This is a genomic window from Actinomyces glycerinitolerans, from assembly GCF_900098745.1.
GTDB lineage: Bacteria > Actinomycetota > Actinomycetes > Actinomycetales > Actinomycetaceae > Actinomyces > Actinomyces glycerinitolerans.
Genome location: NZ_FQTT01000015.1, coordinates 194,366 through 214,201 on the forward strand (window position 1 = coordinate 194,366; position 19,836 = coordinate 214,201).

Below are 19,836 nucleotides of genomic sequence, written 5' to 3' on the forward strand. Positions count from 1 at the left end.
CTTCGGCATGCCATTGACGCAAGCATTGTCGCGTCTTAGTGCGGGGGCATCCCCCGAAGGGTGGATCCAATCGGGGGATACCGCAATTCGTCGCCGGTTACAGGTCGCCGTGCCGCTGCAGGCGCTGCAGGCTCAGCCAGCCGACGGGGATCGGGATCCAGAAGGTGACCAGTCGGTAGACGATCGCCGTCGACAGCGCCACTCCGCTGGGCACGCCCGCCGTGACCAGGCCGGCGGTCAGTGCCAGCTCCACCGGTCCGATGCCACCGGGGGAGGGGACCACCGAGCCGACCGTGTTGGCCGCCAGGTAGGTGATCGCCAGCGTCGAGAAGGACAAGGTGTGCCCGAAGGCCCACAGGCTCGCCCCGAAGGACAGGATGTAGCTCAAACTCAGCAGCAGCGTGCCGCCCACGCCCAGCGCCAGCCGCCCAGGGTTGGACATGACCCACACCAGCCGCGGCCACACCTGCCGATAGGTCGGCTCGATCTTCTCCCACAACCAAGTGCGCACCTTGGGGATGAACAGGGCGATGGCGACGATGGCGACCAGGCTGACGGCGATCACCAGCACCCAGCCGCTGGGCAGGGTCAGGCTCGTGGACTGGCCGGTGGTCGCGGCCACGATGATGAGCAGGACCACGGTGACGACGAATTGGACCACCTGCACCAGGGCCACGGTGGCCACGCCGACTGCCGTCGGCACCCCCTTGCGGGCCAGGAAGCGCAGGTTGATGGCGGCTCCGCCCACGCCCGCGGGCGCCACCAGGGAGACCACGGAGGAGGCCAGGTGCACCTCGGTGGACTTCCACAGCGGCAGCTTCACCGGGCTGAACGCCACCAGTGCCAGCCCCGCACCCACGTAGGTGGCCAGCGAGAACACCAGGGCCCCGAGGATCCACCAGACGTTCGCCCCCGTCACGGCGTCGGTGATCTGCTCGATGTTCATGCGGGCCAGCAGCGTCCAGAGGGCCACCAGGCCCACGATCGCCATGATGACCGTGCGCGGGGAGAAGCGGTTCAGCTTGGCCGGCTCCGCATGCGCCGTGGGGGTCAGGTCCACCAATGCGTCGCGCAGTTCCTGCAGCACCTTGCCGCGTCGTCCCATGGCCTCCCGGGTGGCGGCCGGCAGCACCACGCGCTGCAGCATGGGGGCGATGGAGGCCAGCTGCTGGGTGCTCAGCGAGCCGGAGGCGGCGGCGATGGCGCGGTCGACGTCGGTCAGTGAGGCGGTCAGCGCCAGCAATTGGGCCAGATCAACCCGTCGGGACAGTTCCGAGGAGATTGTCTCCCCCGATTCCCAGCCGAGCAGCCACACGGCACCGGCGTCGTCGACGACGACGGTGGCCGAGTCGATCTCCCGGTGCGCCAACCCGGCCATGTGGGCGCGGCTGATCTGGTCCCACAGGTCGGCCAGCACGTCGTCGTCGACCTCCTCCAGGTCGGCCAGGGCGCGGGCGCCGGAGATGTGATCGGTGACCAGCAGCACGGACTCGTCCGCCTCGGCCATGCCCACCAGAGCGGGTGTGCGCACGCCCGCACGGCCCGCCTCCAGGGTCATCAGGGCGGCGTGCTCGGCGGCCGAGCGCACCGACAGGTCCCGTTCGGGTGACAGGCCCTTCACCCGCACCCGATCCCAGAGGGTGGTCAGGAAACCCGCCACCTGGCGGTCGGCGTCCAGGACGGTGACGTCGCGGCGCACGCCCGCAGCGTCCCAGACGGCGTACAGGCGGTGAGCGGACAGGCGCCCCTCGGTGAGTGCGGCGGAGGAGGCCTCATCCAATACGGCCGCCAAGTCGACGTCGTCGGCGGGCGTGATGGTGGAGGTGTCCTCCGGCGGGACCGGGGACGGCGGCTCGGAGGCGGGTGCCGGCGTGGGCGCCTCATCCGCGGCGGGAGCGTCGTCGGCGGGGGCGGGGTTGGCCTCGTCCAGGGCGGTGGGGGTGGTCAGTGGGGTCTCGCGGACGCGCTCGGTGTAGCCCAGAGGCGTCTCGGTCTCGACCATCCAGGCGCGAGCGTCCGGGGCGCGGTCCATGCGCACCACGCGGACGGCGTCGATGCCGGCGCGGCGCAGCGCACGCACCAGGGCGACGCCGTGGGCGCGGGTGTCGTCGACGCCGAAGGCATAGCGCACGGCCAGTCCCGGCAGGCGGCCCAGCAGAATGGAGATGACGGCGCCCGGCAGCGTAATGGCGCTGCGCAGGACAGCCAGTCCCACCACAATCCATACGGCGGTCCAGGCATAGCGGATTACCGAGGAGGACCGCCGCTCGCCGGCTCCGGTGAGCAGGCCCGCGAGGGTGGCGAAGACGGTGGAGATGCCGATCCGGGCGGTGCCGGAGGCGGTGACGGTCAGGCCCGAGGCGAGAACGGCCGGGCCCCATGCGTCCAACGCGTGCAGGCTCAACCACGCCAGGACGAAGCCGCCGGTCCCGGCCAGCAGGGCCTGGCCCGCGGCGTGCCAGGAACGGCGTAGCAGGTTGTGCATGATCACGGCCACCGGCACGGTGAAGGTGATCAGACCCTCAATGGCCTGCAGGGGGAAGACCAGGACACGTCGCAGTATGACGGCGAGCGCGTTCTGCACGTCTTGGGTGACTCCAGTGGTGGTGGCGTGCGCGTAGGCCGCCAGGATGATCATGAAGACCAGACCGAGCGCGACCAACACCAGGTCGAGCAGGTCTTCGGCGCGGCGCAGGCGGCGTTCGGGGGCGTCGACCAGCAGCGTCTTGGAATGGAGGGCCGGCGCGGTGGTGTCGGGGGTGGTCTGTTCGGACTTGTCGGCGACTGGAGCGACGCCAATGCGCGGAATGCCGACCGGTGACGTCGCCTGGGCGCGTTCCGGGTTCTCCGGGGGCGGGACATCAGTCATGTCGGTGTCAACCTGTAGGCCTGCTGTTGCGAACTGCCCCGATCGGGGCGCCATGAGCGTACCAGGCGAACCCTGGGATGCCGCGGAATACCTCATGGAAACGGGCCAGGAGCGGCTGACGGAGGGTCGGCCTCGGGCGCCGGCACAGGGGCGGACGTGAACCCTGACGGACGAGGGCGGGGTTGAAGGTATGCGGAGCGCCGATCGACCGACGGGGCTGAGGCGGAGGCCCCTCGGCCCGACGGCCGCACTGAGGAGGCGGATTGACCGGCTGAATTGGGTACCCGAATTGCCTACCCGATCAGCCGATGTTCCGCGCTGCTGCCAATGGCAGAGTTACGGGTGTCGGCAGGGAACGCCGGTCCCTGAAAGCAAATCCCTGGCTCGTTCGGGCTCGGACCCCAGCAATGGGGTCCGAGCCCGAACCGCGTCTTGGAGCAGTGCGTGATCTGACCGGCGGGATGAGTCACAGGCGACCGAGCAGGTCCGCCATCTCCTCCTCCGCCGTGTGCCAGGAGGGGTCTTGGGTGAGGGTGCCGTCTGTTAGCAGGAATCGCATCTCGGAGTCCGGTGGCGACGCCCAGCCGTTCGCACTGGAAGTCGAGTTCTGAGCGCGGGCGCACGAGGTCGACGTCGATGGCCGTGTACAGCTCTTCGCCGGCCGGCCCGGTGCCGTTCCAGTGGATGAGAAGGGTGGCGTGAGCCAGTCCCTCGACATTTGCGGCCAGGTCGGTGTAGGCGGACTGGATCAGGGCGATGGCGTCCTCGACGGGGGTGGAATCCGCGGGAGGCGGAGTTTCTGAGAAGTCACCGCCGCAGATTATGGGCGGGGCCTGAACCGGCTCAATGCGGCGGCATGGGCAGTGCTCCCCATACTCCCGTACTCCCATCGCCTGTCACTTCGACCGATCTCGGTGGTTATGTGGCTCGTCGGGTTTGTGGGGCGGGGTGGGTTCTGTTTCCCGTGTCCGTTGGGTACGCCCCTTCGGCGTCTGCTACGCCTCTTGGGTGTCTGTTGAAGGGCTCAGGACCCTTGAGCAAGCACCTAACCGGCGTAGCAGAGCACCAACCGGAGTAGTAGACGAACCCCGACACCGCCACCCCACACACACCCACGCACCGACAGTCACACCAACACCCACCACCACACCCCAAAACACGAAGAGCCCTGTTTGGGCGATCCTTGACGTGCTCGCGGGTGGTCCAACTGGAGGAACGGGGTCCAAGTAGAGACTCGGGGGCCAGTTGGAGGGCGCGGTCCAACCCAGCAGCGCCGGGTTTCCGGTGGACGTGCGCCAGCCTGGCACCGAGACCGGCGCTAATTACGCGAAGGTGCGGGTCCGGTGGAGTCACGGATGACGAGGGTCGGAGCGAGCATGGTCTGACGAATGGCTCGTCCTGGATTGCTCAGCCGTTCGAGCAATAGTTGCATGGCGACCTCGCCGAGCTCCGCCTTGGGCGGGCAAACCGCAGTAAGTGCTGGGCGTGCGAGTTTGGCGATCTCGTCGTCGTAGGCAATGACGGAGATGTCCTCCGGCACGGTCAGTCCGCGCTGAGCTAGCAGTTCGACGACGACGAGGGCCGCCTCGTCGGAATGAGCGATGATCGCTGTTGTCTCTTCGGATATGCAGTTATCTACGAACGACTTGATGCCTTCTGTTCGAGCGTCACCGATTAGCTCGGTGGTGTCTCCGCGCGGGGACTCAGTATCTAGACGCAGATCGGAAAGAGCGTCCGCCCAGCCCTGGGCAATCAGATGACGTGAAGGGATCCGCTTGTCGGTGAGCAATGCGATATGCGAGTGTCCTAGAGCAGCCAGGTGGCGGACGGCGAGCGAGGCTCCGTTTGAGTGGTCGGTGATGACGGACTCGAACAATCGGGAGTGTGGCCCGTGAGGCTTCAACGTGCGTTCGATCAGTACGGTCGGCTTGGTGACTGTCTGGAGAAACTCAACGAGCTCGTCGCTCCCGGGCCCTTCAAGATCGGGGACCAGGAGCAGGCCGCCGATCGACTCGTCTTCCGCCATTCGGCGGATTTCGACCAGGTTGTCCTTGGCCGCGAAGGTGGATCCCTGCAACTGGAGATGTGCGCCCACGCGATCGGCAACGATGTTGGCCCCTTCGATGATGGTGGGCCAGAAGAAGTCGAGTGAAGGGGTGATCAGACCGACGGTGATGTCGGATTGCAGTGCTAAGGCCTGGTTCCCCGGGGCGGAGATACGGCGGGCTCCGCCGCGTACCTGCTCAAGCAGCCCTTCCTCGTCCAAAAGCGCGATGTCGCGCCGGATGGTGATGGGAGACAGCCCGAGGCCAGCCGCCAACTCCGCGACTCTGACTGAGCCTTTGGCGTTGACGGTTGAAACGATGTACTCCCGTCGGCTAGCAGGGAGGGTACGGTTGGGACTCATGACGCGACTCCGATCGATAGGCAGAACACCCCTTGCACGGTAGCTTTGGGCAGCGTCCAGGATATGCGGTTGATGTGATCTCCCCACGCTTCACGCAAGAGCGGGTCTTCGATGTCACGTCTCTCGATGTGCGGAGTTCGAGCGCCACTCCACGTGAGTAAAGCGCGCCTGCCACCGCCGGAGGGCGTCAGCAGCAGCGCGTCAGGGCGTTGCGTGATGTCCCCGACCACGAGAAGGCGCTCGAGGCTTCGTAGCTGGAACTCGGGAGTAGTCGGCAGGGCCCATGCATCTTCGAGGGTGACTACGCCGTCGCCGTCGGGCTGTAGGCGCAAACTGCGGCGCCAAACCGCGTCCGCGGGAAGTGCGTACGCGCCGGCGAGGTCCATGTCCAGACCACGCGCTCCGCCGGGGTGGATCTGGTCCGTGCCGGAGATGCGCTTGACGTCGCGTGCCCTGAACCTTGCCCCCTCGCTCTGCTCACGGCCTGCGATGACCGGAACCGAGTGCCAACCGGACCGGTTTGTCCATATTTCGTAGCGCCTGGGTGAGAATGACAGTGCGGTGTAGGTAGGCTGGCCCAGGTCGATGACCACGGGGATACCGTCCAGCGCAACCAGGAACGAGCCGACGTCGTTGTGGTTATGGTGTTCGCCGTTGGTTCCGGCTTTGGCTGCTAGAGCAAGCCCTCGCAGGTCGCCCGCACGGGGACGGTCCACGCTCACTTGGATACTTGGCAGCCAAACCTGTGCGGGGAGGAAGGAGCCATCGGAAGTGCCCGTGCTGGCTGTCGGTTCAGAGTCAAGCGTGCACCAATCCTCATCGGCGAGTGCAACAAGCACTCGGCCGAGTCCTGCTTCTATGGGACAGGGCAGGGCACAAGAATCCCGATGGGCCACGGCCAGGGCAACAGCTCTGGAGTTTCCGACGACGTGCCCCCAGTGAAACAAGGTTCGCCATGACTTGTCGGCCGCGTGACGGGCGCGCGCATCCGCGAAGGAGACGTTCCAGCCCGAGCTGAAGCTCATCGCTACGGGGAAGTCGACAAGCGCGTCAAGTGGTTCGACGTGACTGGGATCCAGCACGCCTCCGGTTGCCATGCGAAGTCTTTCGAGCACTTCCAAGAGCCTCGCCGCCCCGTTCCACCAATATGCGCTACCTTCGTCGATAGCGCCGTCGGCTGGAAGCGACGCGACATAGCGATCGAGACCTTCTATGGCAAGTGAGATCACCTCGGCACGTAGATACGCATCCTCCATGAGGCGTAGCGCAGCGACGACGACATTGCCCTGAATCCAGGGGCTCCAGTTGTGTACGTTGCCGTCCAGACCCAGCCAATGCCAATCGCGGCGTTCAAGAAAGGGCCTCATGACGCGAACCTGTACCTCGTGCCGGACTCGCGCGCCGAGTCCGGGGTAGACGTGTTCAAGGTGCTCGCCCAGTAGTGCGTCGATCCAGGCGAGTTGCGCGGCGACCTCTCCCGCTCCGAGGTCGAGGAAGGGCTCCGTAACGGTCGGCAGGACCGTGCCGTGGCGGGTGTAGGTGTCGTCGTGCGCGGCCCAGCACCAGGTTGACTGCTCGCACAGTGCCAGGACGCCGTTGGCCACCTCGGCGGTGAGCCGTTTTGCGGCGGTATCTGGTCCTGGGGTCTCGTGCTTGCGACCAGTATGGGCCGAGGACAGCGCGAGCAGGGCGAGCACAGCGCGGGATAGGCGTCGTTGGCGCGCAGCGACCGCGTCCTCATAGGCTGTCCGGTTGCCGTCGATGAAGTAACGCGCATAGTCACTCGGGCGCGGCCAGGGCCATGGCTGCTCGCTTGCAGCGAGAGCCGAGGTCGCGATTCCAGACAGGGCTTGTTGCTGTTCTGTCCTCAGTGCGCCGACATCCAGTCCTAGGTTGAGTGCTTCGGACGGCGGCAACAGGCTGGTTCTGAGTGCCTCGGGACTGATGCGTGAGCCCCAGGCCGCGCGTAGTGGTCCGACGACGCTGGGTGGGGCAGCCTGCCTGGGCACGGGGTCACCTTGCAATCTCGCAACTTCGCGGTCGTTTGGGCACAGTCTTGTCAAATGAACGGGACAAAGATATCAAAAATGATCAGGATCGAACGGGTATGGTCGGGTTGGTGGTGCCGCGGGTCACGGTGACTCAGGCGGGTGGTACGCGATTCGCATGGAGGCGATCATGGGCGCGACGACGAGCAACGGCAATGTTGCTGACATGACGCGAGGACAGTGGGAACGATGGGCCGATGCGCTGCTGCTCGCCGTGCGGCCCTACTTCACCCCCGGGCACGCCCGCCTCGAGCTCCCCGGCCCAACAAGCTCATACGGTTCAGACTCGGACGGCCTGGAAGGATTCGCACGTACGTTCCTGCTGGCAGGGTTTCGCCTGGCCGGGGCGAGCCGAGCCACAGATGTCGATGTCCAGGACCCGTACGCCATGGCGGACTGGTATCGGGTCGGCCTGGTGTCTGGGACGACTCCGGGTGGGCAGGAAGCTTGGCCCACATTGTCTGATTGTGCGCAGGCCAAGGTTGAGGCCGCATCGATCGCGCTCATACTAGACATGACCCGCCCGCTCATTTGGGAGCGGTTGGCGCCGACCGAGAAGCGGAACGTAATCGCCTGGCTGGCTCCGGCAGTGGGAGATGACAGCTATCCGCGATGCAACTGGCTGTGGTTCCGGGTGATCGTCGAAACCTTCTTGCGATCGGTCGGCGGGCCGTGGTCGGAAACGGACATTCGTGCGGATCTCGCTGAGCACGACTCCTACTACCGAGGGCACGGTTGGTTCTCCGATGGGCCCGAGCGCAGTTTTGACTACTACGTCGGCTGGGCCATGCACTTGTACCCGATCCTGTGGGCACGGATGTCGGGTGCGTCCGACTTTGCTGCGGAACGAGGACAGACCGACGTGAAACGGCTCGAACGCTACTTGGAAGACTTCGTCACACTCATCGGCGGCGACGGCGCGCCCTTGTTCCAGGGACGCAGCCTTATCTATCGCTTCGCCGCTGCGGCGCCGCTGTGGGTGGGCGCCATTGCCGGCGTCGAGAACCTAGAGATGGGGCTCCTACGACACGGCGCGAGTGCGATCGTTGACTACTTCCGCCGACACGGCGTGCCAGATGAGCAGGGTCTGTTGACGCTCGGCTGGTTCGCCCCCTGGGAGCCGATGCGCCAATCGTACTCCGGGGCCGGCTCTCCATATTGGGCGTCCAAAGGGGCCCTCGGTCTCGCCCTGCCAGGGGATCATCCGGTGTGGACCTCACAAGAGTGTCCATTGCCTGTGGAGGTCGGGAACGTGCTGCGCGCTGTCGATGCGCCGGGGTGGATCGTCTCTGCAACGAGTAACGATGGCATCGTTCGTGTCATCAACCACGGTACGGATCACGCCCGTGAGGGCGACTCGGTTGCGGATTCCCCGCTATATGCCCGGATCGGCTACTCCACTGTGACAACTCCCTGTCTGGATGTGGAGGCGGAAACGAATCCATTGGAGATGTCGGCGGCGCTTCTCGATGCATCGGGGGACGCGAGCCATCGTGCCGGGATGGTGCGCCTCGCCATCGGCGTCACTGACGGCGTCGGATACGCGGCATCTCGCGCGCAAAGCCACTGGGTGAAACCAGATTCGCATCAGCAGGGACACGGCTCCGGTGCCGTAGGGCGTATGACCTACGCCGGGATGATGACTGTCGTGTCACTCGTGCACGCCGAGTGGGAACTACGTTTGGTTCGTGTAGATCGGCCGTCCGAGCGGGTAGTCGCAATGCGGGTGGGGGGTTGGGCGCTCACAGGTGACGGTCCCGAGAGCCGTGCCAGTGCGCGTGAGGCCTCCGTCAGTCTGTCGGGACTGAGCTGCCGGGTGGTGGCAGCAGACGGCATTGCCTGCGATCCGATGATCTACGAGCGTACCGACGCTTCTCCGCTGCCCGGAGTGACGACCGTGCCTGTCATATCCGCTGCCGTTGTGCCCGGTACATGGCGCGCATTTGCCATCTGCCTTGCGGGAGAGGCCGCGGCGGACGCCGGACGAGTTCCCGTGGTCGACTCCCTGGTAGAGGACGGCGAGGACTTGGTGGCCGTTGTGACGTGGCCGAGTCTGGGGAAGGTGGTCACGCGGTGTCCCGTCGTTGTGCCCCAGCTCACGGCCGGATGATGCATTATCGATCATGACTGAGCAGGAAAGGTCTTGACAGAACAACCGCGATCGGCTTGACTTACTCATGTCACCGGTCGGTGGCGTACCTTCAACGAGGAAGACATGGGCAATGACGCTGAGAATCGACCGCCGTCGGGCTCATTGGTCAGGTGTGGACCCGCGCATCCGTGTGTTCCGAAGTGGCCGCACATGCGCCGTTCGAACAGCGTCGCGGACGCGGTCGGCCGTGGGACGTCCGGTCGCGTCCGGTCGCTGAGGTGCGCGAGAACTGTCCGGGTCCTTACTGCCGTCCAACACGGCGCCGTTCATACATAAGGAGAATCCGATGTCCCATCTCATCACACGACGCACGGCTCTCGGAGTCGGCTCCGCGGCCATATTGGCGACGTTAGCCGCCTGTGGGAGCTCGAAGTCCAATGGTTCCTCCGGAAGTCAAGCGACCGTCGGGACCGACGCTGAAGTGGAGCTCACCTTTGCGGGGTGGAGCCTAGACACGACACCGGAGTTCCAGGCGTTGGCGGACGCGTTCACGGCAGCGAACCCGAACATAACCATTACGGTGAAGGAGTACTCGGCGCAAGACTACGACACCCAGCTCACTACAGACTTGTCGGCGGGGTCTGCGCCCGACGTATTCCCGATCAAGAACCTGCTGCGCTATTACTACTACATGTCTAACGGGCAGCTGATGGACTTGTCCGACATGGCGGCCGGATTCGACGGAGACGAAGCCATTGACCTGACATACCTTGAATACGACTCAAAGTACTTCGCCTTGCCGTACCGGCAGGACTCGTGGCTCCTGTTCTATAACAAGGACGCGTTCGCGCAGGCCGGCGTTGAAGAACCCGACGGGTCGTGGACCTGGGAGGACTACAAGCAGGCGGCTTCCAAGATCACTGCGGCTGGGGAGATGAAGGGCGCGTACCACCACACCTGGCAGTCGGTGGTGCAAGGTTTCGCTCTTGCGCAATACCCGGACGCTGATCTGACATCGGGCGACTACAGCTACCTCAAGCCGTTCTATGAGACGGCGCTGGAGATGCAGGACTCGGGGGACGTTGAGACCTTTGCCACCGCACAGGCTCAGTCGCTGACATACCAGGCGCAGTTCGGTACCCAGAAAGCCGCGATGATGCCCATGGGCTCATGGTTCATCGCAACTCTGCTCGAGCAGCAGTCTACGGGTGATGCAGACGAGTTCGAGTGGGGGCTGGCGCCGATTCCTCAGTACGAAAGCGGGCATGAGGATGCCCCGATTACGTTCGGTGATCCCACCTCGTTGGCGGTCAACGCCGCGCTTGAGGGGGACAAGGCGTCTGCGGCTAAGGCCTTCGTCGCCTTCGCGACCGGCGAAGAGGGGGCGCGGGCGATGGCCGCCATCGGTATTACGCCGGCATACTTCTCCGAGACAATCGAATCGACATTCTTCGACCTCGATGGGATGCCGCAGGACGACCTCTCGAAGCTCGCATTCTCCACGCACGACACCCGCCCGGAGAACCCTGTGTCTGAGACTGTCAACGACATACAGACAATTCTCAACGATACCCACTCGGAGATCATGACCGCGACCACCCCAGTAGATGAGGCGCTTTCAAAGGCCGGTGAGGACATAAAGGGGCAGGGATTGACCGCCTGAGCCGAGTCGGGGTCGTCGGTGTGGGGGTCTCCTCCAGACCGTCGTGCCGACGATCCGCTCTGCAAGTCTTGATGGCTCGGCGGAAGGAGATGCAAATGAATGGTGCCGCAGCTACGAATCGACCATCGACATCCCGCCGGCAAAGCAGCGTATCGTCCAAGGCGCTACGCCGACGCAACACGATCGCAGGCTGGTCGTTCATACTACCGAATTTTCTAGGATTCGGCTTGTTGACCCTCATACCTGTGATCGCGTTGTTCTACATCGCGTTCACCAAGTGGAGTGCGTTCGGCAGTCCTGAGTTCACCGGTCTGGACAACTTTGTAAGACTTGTGAACGATCCGACGTTCTGGACGGCCTTCTGGAACACGCTGTATTACGCCGTCGTGCATATTCCGCTCACCTTGGCGCTGTCGCTAGGGCTTGCCATGTTGCTCAACCAGAAGCTCCGGGGGCTGGCCTTCTTCCGCTCGGCCGCGTTCTTTCCCTACTTCACGTCCATTGTCGCGGTGGCGCAGGTGTGGAACATGCTCCTCGCGCCGGAGAACGGTCCGATAAACCAGTTCCTGAATTTCATCGGCATAAGCGATGCGCCAGGATGGACGTCATCCGCCGTATGGGCGATGCCGGCGGTTATAATCGTTGGAACGTGGCGCGAAATGGGTTACTACATGTTGTTGTTTCTGGCGGGCTTACAGGCGGTGCCCCAAGAACTCTATGAGGCGGCACGCGTGGACGGCGCGAATGCGTGGCAGCGGTTCACAAACGTGACGCTGCCCTGCCTTAGGCCGACGACATTCTTCGTGACAGTCATGCTGACAATCGGTTCGTTCAAGGTATTGGACCTGATTCTTGTGATGACGAACGGTGGGCCTGGGACTAGTACGCTGGTCCTTTCGCAATACATCTACCGGATGGGCTTCGAACGCAACGACTTCGGGTACGCGTCCGCAATTTCGCTCGTGCTGTTCCTCATCTGTCTGCTGGTTACAGTAATACAGTTCGTTCACAACCGTCGGCAGGAGGCCTGAGTCATGTCAACCGAGCAGACGGTTCGCGCAGGAGTACCGGAACGCGGAGCCCCTCCGGTCAGGGCGAAGTCGCGCAGTTCTCAACGTTCGGCGAGGCACTTCGCGGGAAGATGTATTCAATACGTTTTCCTGCTTGCATTGTCGGCCTTCGTGCTACTGCCCTTCGTGTGGATGCTGTTGTCCTCCTTCAAGAAGAACAACGAGATCTTCACAAGCCCGATCACCTGGTTCCCGGAAGAATGGCAGTGGCACAACTATGTCGATATCTGGGCGAAGTCGGATATGACAACCTGGTTGGGAAACACGGTATTGCTCGCGGTCGTTGTCACGTTCCTTCAGGTGTTCACGGGCTCCTTCGCTGCATACGGATTCTCCCGAATACGGTTCCCCGGGAGGGACTTCCTATTCATCGTGTACATCGGAACCATTTCGGTACCCTGGCAAGCGTACATGATCCCGCAGTTCAAGATGCTGTCCTCTGTAGGATTGAGTGACACGAGGCTGTCCATCATTCTGCTGCAGGCGTTCGGGGCCTTCGGCGTGTTCCTCATGAAGCAGTTCTACGACTCCATTCCGGAGGAGTTGAGCGAAGCGGCTCGCATCGACGGCCTGAGTGAATACAAGATCTATTACAAGATAATGCTGCCGCTGTCCGTACCTTCGATTGCCTCACTCGCGATCATCACCTTCACCAACACGTGGAACGACTATATGGGCCCGCTGATCTACTTGCGCAGTCCAGACTTGTGGACGATCCAGCTGGGGCTGAAGACGTTCATCGGTCAGTACAACGCGGATTACGCGGCCATCATGACAGGCTCGGTGCTCTCGGTTCTGCCGATTGCCATCGTGTTCGTGTTCGGTCAGCGGTACTTTGTGCAAGGCATAGCGACGACGGGCATGAAGGGATGAGCATGCGGGCGCGTCTTGGCTCCGGGGAGGAGTCGACGAACGTGTGGCGCGACATCGGGGACTTCCTATTCGGCACGCTGCGGCTGAATGTGGTCCTAGTGGTGCTGATGGCGCCGCTGATCGCACTGTGCCTGGGAGTGGTCGCTCCGTGGCGTAGTTTTCCGACTCTTATAGCCGTTCTATGGCTGACGTCGCCTGGTCTGGCGGTCGCGTTTGCGGCGTTCCGAGATTCTCCCGCGTTCGGGCGTTCGCTACTGCGTCGTCAGGCACCTGCAGGTTCAGCGATGGACTCCGCGGCGGACTCTTACTGGCGTCTTGACGAGGACTACGCGATGGTAAGGCCATGCGTGCGGGCGTTACGCGGGCTGTGGTGGCGGGCCCTGCTGGCGGCGGCGCCATTTGCCGGTGCCGCGCTGGTTCTTTGCGTCGACATTGTTTGGCTGGCGGGCACTGGGGCGGGTGCATACGTCGCGCCGGCGCTCGCCACGACGGTTTTGCTGGTTCTTTTGGCATGGCCCGTCGCGATTGTGGTCGTCACGGAGCGCCCCGGTGTGCGTACTGCGGCCGTGCTGCGTCTTGCGCTGACGCTCGTCGTAAGGCGTTGGTACTTTTCGCTGTTGAACTTGCTGGTGATGCTGGGCATCTTCTTCGGATTGGTTGCACAGCCGTTCCTGATGGCGGCGGTGGGTAACGGATTTCTGCTCCACCTGCTGTGGGCGAATGCCCGCTGGATGGTTTTGCCGTCGATCACCCCTGAGGCAGCCGACGCAGTGCGCTCGCCAGCGGTCGGCCGTCTTTGCTACGGCCGTTGATACAGACGCTGGCGTGTGACGGTTGTACTCAGGCTCTGGTGGAGTACTGCGCGGCGGTGAATTCGCCGGCTATAGGAGCTCCATTGAGGTAGTTGGCGACGTCATCGACGGCACCATCACCGAGCCTGTACAGTTCCCTGCCCATGGACCCCGCGGCATGCGGTGTGAGAAATACGTTCGGTAGTGTCCACAGCGGTGAGTCCGGGGCGTTCACCTCTGGATCGGTTACGTCGATTATGGCGCGGATGCGGTCCTTCTGGAGTTCCGTAATTAGTGCCTCCTGGTCGCAGATGGCGCCGCGTGCCGTGTTGATGAACGTGGCCCCGTCCTTGATCGTCGCGAACTGTTCGGCTCCGAGCATGTGGTAGGTGCGCGGCGTCGAGGCGGAGTGAAGCGAGATGACGTCGCTGGTTCGCAGTAGGTCATCCAGACTTGTGCATTCAACTCCGAGAGATGCGGCTTCGGCGGGACTCAGGTGGCCGGACTGGACTTTGATGGTGCAGTGGAACGGGCGAAGGTACTTGATAACAAGCCGTGAGATGCGGGATAGGCCAATGAGTCCGACAGTGGAGCCATACAGGCCGATGGTGGGGAACGCGTCCCAAAAGTCCTCCGGCTTGTCCCGAAGCTCCAAATAAGCTCGGCGACTGGCAAAGATGTCCTTGGCCGCCAATATGATCATGGCGAGCGTGTACTCTGCGACCGGTTCGGCGTTCAGCTGAGTCTGCGACGACATACGTACGCCGCGCTCGAAAAGTTGCGGCCCGACGACGTCACGCACGGACCCGCCTGAGTGGACCAGCAGCTTCAGCGCCGGCATGGTGTGCAGCAGCTCGTCTAGCCTTCCGGTCTCCCAACCGGTGATGAGAACTTCTGCGTCGGCGAGCGTGGTACGTGACTCCGGCGTGGCATGATTCCGTGGATCGGGATCGAGGTTCAGGCTACCGAGCGAATGTAGGCGTGCGATGGCCTCCGGATTGAAGAAGTTGGTGCGGTGCTCATCCACGACGGATAACACGATGTTGGGCGTTGTCACGGGGAACCCTCCGGCGGTGTTGAAGTACTCAAGTCCGTAGCTGCTGGTAGGCGACCACTGTTTAAAGCATAGTCCGGAAACGGACGCCTCTGAGCCATTAAGTACGCTTGTGTTTAAATTCGATCGTACTAGAATGGGTGGCGCTGGACGCCACCGGAGGAGCTTGAACAGATCATGGTGCGGAACACGTCGGCCGGAAGTGTGCTGCGTGGGCGCAGGGCGCTCGTTCTCGCAGGGCGCGGTCGCTACGAAGACCCCTGGCACGATCATGCGGCGATGAGCCATGAGATCGCTGTGTTGTTGGGTGAGTTGGGTTTGCGTACAGAGGTTCGGTCGACGTTTCGCGATTCGTTCTCCGACCTGGACGCCTTCGATTTGTTGGTCGTCAACGGCGGCACCGGTCGGATAGATCCGGACTTCGATGGTGATGACGAGTCATGGGCCCCGGTACATGCGGCCATGAATGCCTACGCGAGCTCGGGCGGTCCGCTCTTCGTCCATCACCAGGGTATCAATGCATTTCTGGATAACCCACGCTGGCGCTACGTCGTCGGCGGACGGTGGATCCGCGGCACTACCTACCACCCGGAGAACTCGGAGGGTGTCTGGTCGCCGGTGGCGGGTTCTCACCCAATCGTTGACGGGCTTGGTGAGCTTCACGTCCACGATGAGCGTTATACGCTGCTTGACGTGGAGCCCGACTCAACAGTGATATTAACGCAGCACGAGGCCGGGGCAGACCAACCGGCCGCATGGGTGAACACGGTGGGTGGCATGCGCGTCGTCTACGACTCGCTTGGTCATGACTTGCGATCCATGCTGAACCCGGATCGTCGCGAGCTCATGTGTCGCGAGATCAGCTGGCTGCTTGAGGAGTGATCGCACAACGGGCGTGGAACAGACGATTCCGGTTTGATGGCGTGGTTTGTGGGCGGCTGATCATACGGGTCCGCTTCAATCGAGGTACGGCAGCACGTACTTCGCATAGTCGGCGGCTACGTGTTCGACTACCTCGGTGAAGGGACGTGCCCAAATGTCGGTATTGAAGATCTCCGTCTCGACCGCGCCGGTGTAGCCGGCGTCGCGGACCCAGCCGGTGATGGTCGCGAAGTCGATGTAGCCGTCGCCCACATAGCCCCGGGAGTTGAGGGTGTCCTGTTTCAGGGGGAGCACCCAGTCGCACACCTGGAACGCGGCCAGCCGGCCCTCGGCGCCTGCGCGCGCGATCGACGCGGCGAGTTGCGGATCCCACCACACATGGTAGGTGTCCACGACCACGCCCACCTCCGTGGCGGCGAAGGGGGCCGCAATGTCCAGCGCCTGCCCGAGCGTGGAGACGACACCGCGATCGGCGCAGAAGAGCGGATGCATTGGTTCCAACACCAGGCGCACGCCGCCCTCCCGGGCATAGGGGACGAGCTCGGCGAGGCGCAGGCTGACGCGCTCCCGAGCGGCGCCGAGATCACGCTCCGGCCGCCCGGCGTCGGGGGAGGCACCCATGCCCGGCTCCGGGTTGGCGGGCAGTCCACCGACCACCAGGATGAGCTCCCCGGCGCCAACCGCGGCGGCCTCATCGACGGCACGGCGGTTGTCGTCGACGGCGACCCGTGCACGCCCGGCGTCGAGCGCGGTGAAGAAGCCTCCGCGGCACAACGAGGAGACTTCAAGCCCGGCCGCACGCACAATGCGGCCCGCCTTCTCGGCACCGACCTCCTGCACCCGATCCCGCCATAGCCCGACGGCTCCGTAACCCGCCGCCGCTGCGGCCATCGCAGCCTCCTCGAGGGTTGCGTGCTTGATGGTGGCGGTGTTGAGGGAGCACCGGGAAAGATCGAAGTTGTTTGAAGTTGCCACGTCGATAACCTCATCTCCCCTTGGAAGGATCGTTAACGATCAGTATAGTAACTCTTAGAACATATGGGCGGCTGCTCCGGACTCAGGTCCAAACGTGCCTCGGAACCGGTCTACACCGCCTGCGCGTTCATAAGATCCGCACGATCACAGGAGATCCCATGCAGGATGCCGTCGCCTACCCCCGGCCCCAGACCCCCGTCGCCATGGTGACCGGCGGCAACCGCGGCATCGGTCGAGGCATTACCGAGGAGCTGCTGCGCCACGGCTATGCGGTCTCGCTTCTGGCCACACGCCCGGAGCCCGCCGAAACTCTGCAGGAGTTGCGTTCGCTTCCGGACGGCTCCGGTCAAGTCGCCTACACCCGTGGCAGCATCGACGACCTCGACGTCGGTCCTCGCTACCTCGCCGCCACGCTCGAGGCCTTCGGCCGCATCGACTTGCTGGTCAACAACGCGGGCGTGGCCCCGAAGGTGCGTGCAGACCTGCTCCAGGCCGATCCCGCCTCCTTCGACCGCGTCCTGGGCGTCAACCTGCGCGGACCGTACTTCCTCACCCAGGTGGTAGCCCGCGAGATGATCGCACAGCGCGACCGAGACCTCTCGTCTGCCGGCATCGACCTGTCCAATGGACTGCCCGCGCTGGATCGCCCGGCCGCCACCATCATCAATGTCTCGTCCATCTCGGCGGATACGGTTTCGACCAACCGCGGCGAATACTGCGTATCCAAGGCCGGCGTCCACATGGCCACCCTTCTGTATGCGGCCCGTCTCGCCGGTGAGGGCATCGTTGTTTACGAGGTGCGTCCCGGCGTGATCGCCACCGACATGACCGCCGGCGTCAAAGACCGCTATGACGCCCTCTTCGCCGCGGGTATCGCGCCAATGCCCCGCTGGGGCCGTCCCGACGACGTCGGCCGCACCGTCGCCATGCTCGCATCCGGCAGCGCCCCATATTCCACCGGCGACGTCATCCACGTCGATGGCGGCATGCACATCCCGCGCTTGTGAGTTGTCAATTAGGAAGCGACCATGCCCGTTCAATCATCCATCCGCATCGACGGCGTCGACGTGCCCGTCCTGTCCGCGAATACGGTCGTCGTCGGCACCGGGGCCGCCGGTTACTGCGCCGCGGACCGGCTGGTGCAGTACGGGCAGGAGGACGTGCTGATCATCTCTGATCGGATCGTCACCGGCTCCTCCCGCAATGCCGGCTCCGACAAGCAGACCTACTACAAGCTCACCTTGGGCGGCGGGGCCGGTGACTCGGTTGCCGAGATGGCGCAGACCCTCTTCGACGGCGGCGCCATGGACGGCGACCATGCGCTGGTGGAGGCCGCCCTCTCCTCCCAGGCTTTTTTGCACCTGGTCGATCTGGGCGTCGCGTTCCCGCGCAACCGCTACGGCGAGTTCGTCGGCTACAAGACCGACCACGACCCGCGCCAGCGCGCCACCAGTGTGGGCCCGTACACCTCGCGGACCATGGTCGAGCGTCTGGAGGCCAAGGTCGGTCGCGACGGTACGCGCGTCGTCGAGAATCTGCGCGTGATCGACGTGCTCGTCTCGGACGGCCAGGCGGTCGGACTGCTGTGCCTGCGCCGCCGAGTCACGCAGGCGGAGGCATCCGCGGGCGCCTCCCGCTTCCTGCTGGTGCGCGCCCGCTCAATCGTCTATGCCACCGGTGGCCCGGCCGGCATGTACGCGCGCAGCGTCTTTCCGCACGGACAGTGGGGTGCTGCGGGTGCCGCCTTCCGCTCCGGTGCCGCCGGCAGGAACCTCACCGAGTGGCAGTACGGCCTGGCCTCGATCGCGCCGCGTTGGAACGTCTCCGGCAGCTACATGCAGGTACTGCCCACATTCATATCGACCGACCTCGACGGCGGTGATGCGCGCGAGTTCCTCCCCGAGGCGATCCCCGACTACGGCCGTCTGTTGTCACTGACCTTCCTCAAGGGCTACCAGTGGCCCTTCGACATCCGCAAGGCCCGCGGTGGTTCCTCGCTCATCGATCTGCTTGTGTACCGCGAGACCGCGGAGCGGGGACGCCGCGTATTCCTCGATTTCACCCGCAATCCCGGCGGCCTCCGGCTCGACCCCGATGCGCTGGATCCGGAGGCGCGCGAATACCTGGGTAGTGCGGGCGCCCTGTTCGGCACCCCGGTCCAGCGGCTGATCGCCATGAACCGCCCCGCCTACGAGCTGTACCGGGAGAAGAATCCGGCCATCGATTTGGCGCGGGATCGCCTGGAGATCGACGTGTGCGTGCAGCACAACAACGGCGGCCTCGCCGTCGACTGCTGGTGGCAGTCGACGGTGCTGGACGGATTCTTCCCCGTCGGCGAGGCGGCTGGCGCGCACGGCGTGTACCGACCCGGCGGGGCGGCACTGAACTCCACCCAGGTAGGAGCCACGCGCGCCGCCCAGTGGATCGCCGCCCGCCGTCGAGGTGAGCCCTTGGATATGACGGCCTTCGCTGCGATTTCAGCCCCGGCCGTGGAGCATGCGCGCGGGCTGCTGGCCGACGCCGGGGCGCGGGTGGCGGCCGGAGCGCCCGACAACACCGGTGAGCTGCTCACGCGCGCCCAGGTGCTCATGAGCGAACATGCCGGTCTGGTCCGCTCGGCACAGGGTGTGAGCGGGGCCCTGGGACAAGTGCGCGAGATGCTGGTCGGCCTCTCCGACCGGACGGTGGTGGATACGGCCTCCCGCCGCAGCGTGGAGCGGCTTTTCCTGCTGCGGGACATTCTGACCAGCCAGTTCGTCTACCTCTCGGCCATGGCGGACTACTTGCGGCGCGGTGGGCACTCGCGCGGCTCGGTGCTCTACACCGATGCCGCCGGCCTGCTGCCGGAGGAGGGACTGCCGGATTCGATGCGCTTCATGCCCGACGACGGGGCGCTGGACGCGCAGGTGCAGGAGGTCGCGCTGCGCTGCGGTGCCGACGGCGTCCCGGCGGTGGAAACCAACTGGCGTCCGCGCCGTCCGCTTCCGGACACGGGCGGCGATTTCTTCGAGAACGTCTGGCGCGACTTCCGCGAGGACGGCGGGGTGCGCTGATCGGCCGACGGTCCGCAGCGGCGGAGGCCGACACGGCGGCGATGGGGCGGCGCGCCAGC

General features: G+C 64.4%; 13 protein-coding genes. 8 read left to right on the plus strand and 5 right to left on the minus strand.

Features of this window, described 5'->3' with window-relative positions:
• Positions 1–97: 97 nt before the first annotated feature.
• The 3 genes from ACGLYG10_RS14720 to ACGLYG10_RS14730 form a co-directional block, all read right to left on the minus strand.
• Complete coding sequence (locus tag ACGLYG10_RS14720) at positions 98–2,869, minus strand: lysylphosphatidylglycerol synthase transmembrane domain-containing protein (protein WP_073333626.1); 2,772 nt, start codon at positions 2,867–2,869, stop codon at positions 98–100.
• A gap of 1,318 nt (positions 2,870–4,187) precedes the next feature.
• On the minus strand, positions 4,188–5,276 hold the full coding sequence (locus tag ACGLYG10_RS14725) for a substrate-binding domain-containing protein (RefSeq protein ID WP_073333629.1): 1,089 nt from the start codon (positions 5,274–5,276) through the stop codon (positions 4,188–4,190).
• Positions 5,273–7,285 carry a heparinase II/III domain-containing protein gene (locus ACGLYG10_RS14730; RefSeq protein ID WP_139241016.1) on the minus strand — a complete coding sequence of 671 codons (2,013 nt, stop codon included), beginning with the start codon at positions 7,283–7,285 and terminating at the stop codon, positions 5,273–5,275. Before ACGLYG10_RS14730 ends, ACGLYG10_RS14725 begins: the two co-directional genes overlap by 4 nt.
• Before the next feature lie 157 nt (positions 7,286–7,442).
• Between ACGLYG10_RS14730 and ACGLYG10_RS14735 the strand changes: the two genes are divergently transcribed.
• From ACGLYG10_RS14735 to ACGLYG10_RS14755, 5 genes are all read left to right on the plus strand, one after another.
• Complete coding sequence (locus tag ACGLYG10_RS14735) at positions 7,443–9,434, plus strand: DUF2264 domain-containing protein (RefSeq protein ID WP_211483031.1); 1,992 nt, start codon at positions 7,443–7,445, stop codon at positions 9,432–9,434.
• Between the two features lie 328 nt (positions 9,435–9,762).
• Entirely contained in the window at positions 9,763–11,079 is a 1,317-nt protein-coding gene (locus ACGLYG10_RS14740; RefSeq protein ID WP_073333633.1) for an ABC transporter substrate-binding protein, read from the plus strand.
• Between the two features lie 95 nt (positions 11,080–11,174).
• Positions 11,175–12,110 (plus strand): carbohydrate ABC transporter permease, encoded by a 936-nt coding sequence (locus ACGLYG10_RS14745; RefSeq protein WP_073333635.1) that lies wholly within the window; start codon positions 11,175–11,177, stop codon positions 12,108–12,110.
• Positions 12,111–12,113: 3 nt separating this feature from the next.
• On the plus strand, positions 12,114–13,022 hold the full coding sequence (locus ACGLYG10_RS14750; RefSeq protein WP_073333638.1) for a carbohydrate ABC transporter permease: 909 nt from the start codon (positions 12,114–12,116) through the stop codon (positions 13,020–13,022).
• A gap of 41 nt (positions 13,023–13,063) precedes the next feature.
• A complete protein-coding gene (locus ACGLYG10_RS14755; protein WP_139241017.1) occupies positions 13,064–13,834 on the plus strand; it encodes a hypothetical protein in 771 nt (256 codons plus the stop codon).
• Positions 13,835–13,862: 28 nt separating this feature from the next.
• Here ACGLYG10_RS14755 and ACGLYG10_RS14760 read toward each other — a convergent pair whose 3' ends face one another.
• Positions 13,863–14,870 carry a hydroxyacid dehydrogenase gene (locus ACGLYG10_RS14760; RefSeq protein WP_073333643.1) on the minus strand — a complete coding sequence of 336 codons (1,008 nt, stop codon included), beginning with the start codon at positions 14,868–14,870 and terminating at the stop codon, positions 13,863–13,865.
• Positions 14,871–15,146: 276 nt separating this feature from the next.
• Here ACGLYG10_RS14760 and ACGLYG10_RS14765 point away from each other — a divergent pair, with 276 nt between their 5' ends.
• On the plus strand, positions 15,147–15,749 hold the full coding sequence (locus ACGLYG10_RS14765; RefSeq protein ID WP_244542703.1) for a ThuA domain-containing protein: 603 nt from the start codon (positions 15,147–15,149) through the stop codon (positions 15,747–15,749).
• Between the two features lie 75 nt (positions 15,750–15,824).
• Here the strand turns inward: ACGLYG10_RS14765 and ACGLYG10_RS14770 are convergent, their stop codons facing one another.
• On the minus strand, positions 15,825–16,724 hold the full coding sequence (locus ACGLYG10_RS14770; protein ID WP_073333648.1) for a sugar phosphate isomerase/epimerase family protein: 900 nt from the start codon (positions 16,722–16,724) through the stop codon (positions 15,825–15,827).
• Between the two features lie 158 nt (positions 16,725–16,882).
• Between ACGLYG10_RS14770 and ACGLYG10_RS14775 the strand changes: the two genes are divergently transcribed.
• Together ACGLYG10_RS14775 and ACGLYG10_RS14780 are read left to right on the plus strand one after the other, a co-directional pair.
• Positions 16,883–17,731: a 3-ketoacyl-ACP reductase gene (locus tag ACGLYG10_RS14775; protein ID WP_073333649.1), complete on the plus strand. Its 849-nt coding sequence runs from the start codon at positions 16,883–16,885 to the stop codon at positions 17,729–17,731.
• Between the two features lie 21 nt (positions 17,732–17,752).
• The gene (locus ACGLYG10_RS14780) at positions 17,753–19,777 is read left to right on the plus strand and encodes an FAD-binding protein (RefSeq protein WP_073333652.1); all 2,025 of its coding nucleotides are present in this window, start codon (positions 17,753–17,755) and stop codon (positions 19,775–19,777) included.
• The last annotated feature ends 59 nt before the right edge of the window (positions 19,778–19,836 follow it).

Coding starts and splice junctions, on each gene's coding strand:
- ACGLYG10_RS14720 (WP_073333626.1), bottom strand. CDS start 2,869: ATGACTGATGTCCCGCCCCCGGAGAACCCGGAACGCGCCCAGGCGACG.
- ACGLYG10_RS14745 (WP_073333635.1), top strand. CDS start 11,175: ATGAATGGTGCCGCAGCTACGAATCGACCATCGACATCCCGCCGGCAA.
- ACGLYG10_RS14765 (WP_244542703.1), top strand. CDS start 15,147: ATGAGCCATGAGATCGCTGTGTTGTTGGGTGAGTTGGGTTTGCGTACA.
- ACGLYG10_RS14725 (WP_073333629.1), bottom strand. CDS start 5,276: ATGAGTCCCAACCGTACCCTCCCTGCTAGCCGACGGGAGTACATCGTT.
- ACGLYG10_RS14735 (WP_211483031.1), top strand. CDS start 7,443: ATGGAGGCGATCATGGGCGCGACGACGAGCAACGGCAATGTTGCTGAC.
- ACGLYG10_RS14780 (WP_073333652.1), top strand. CDS start 17,753: ATGCCCGTTCAATCATCCATCCGCATCGACGGCGTCGACGTGCCCGTC.
- ACGLYG10_RS14750 (WP_073333638.1), top strand. CDS start 12,114: ATGTCAACCGAGCAGACGGTTCGCGCAGGAGTACCGGAACGCGGAGCC.
- ACGLYG10_RS14740 (WP_073333633.1), top strand. CDS start 9,763: ATGTCCCATCTCATCACACGACGCACGGCTCTCGGAGTCGGCTCCGCG.
- ACGLYG10_RS14775 (WP_073333649.1), top strand. CDS start 16,883: ATGCAGGATGCCGTCGCCTACCCCCGGCCCCAGACCCCCGTCGCCATG.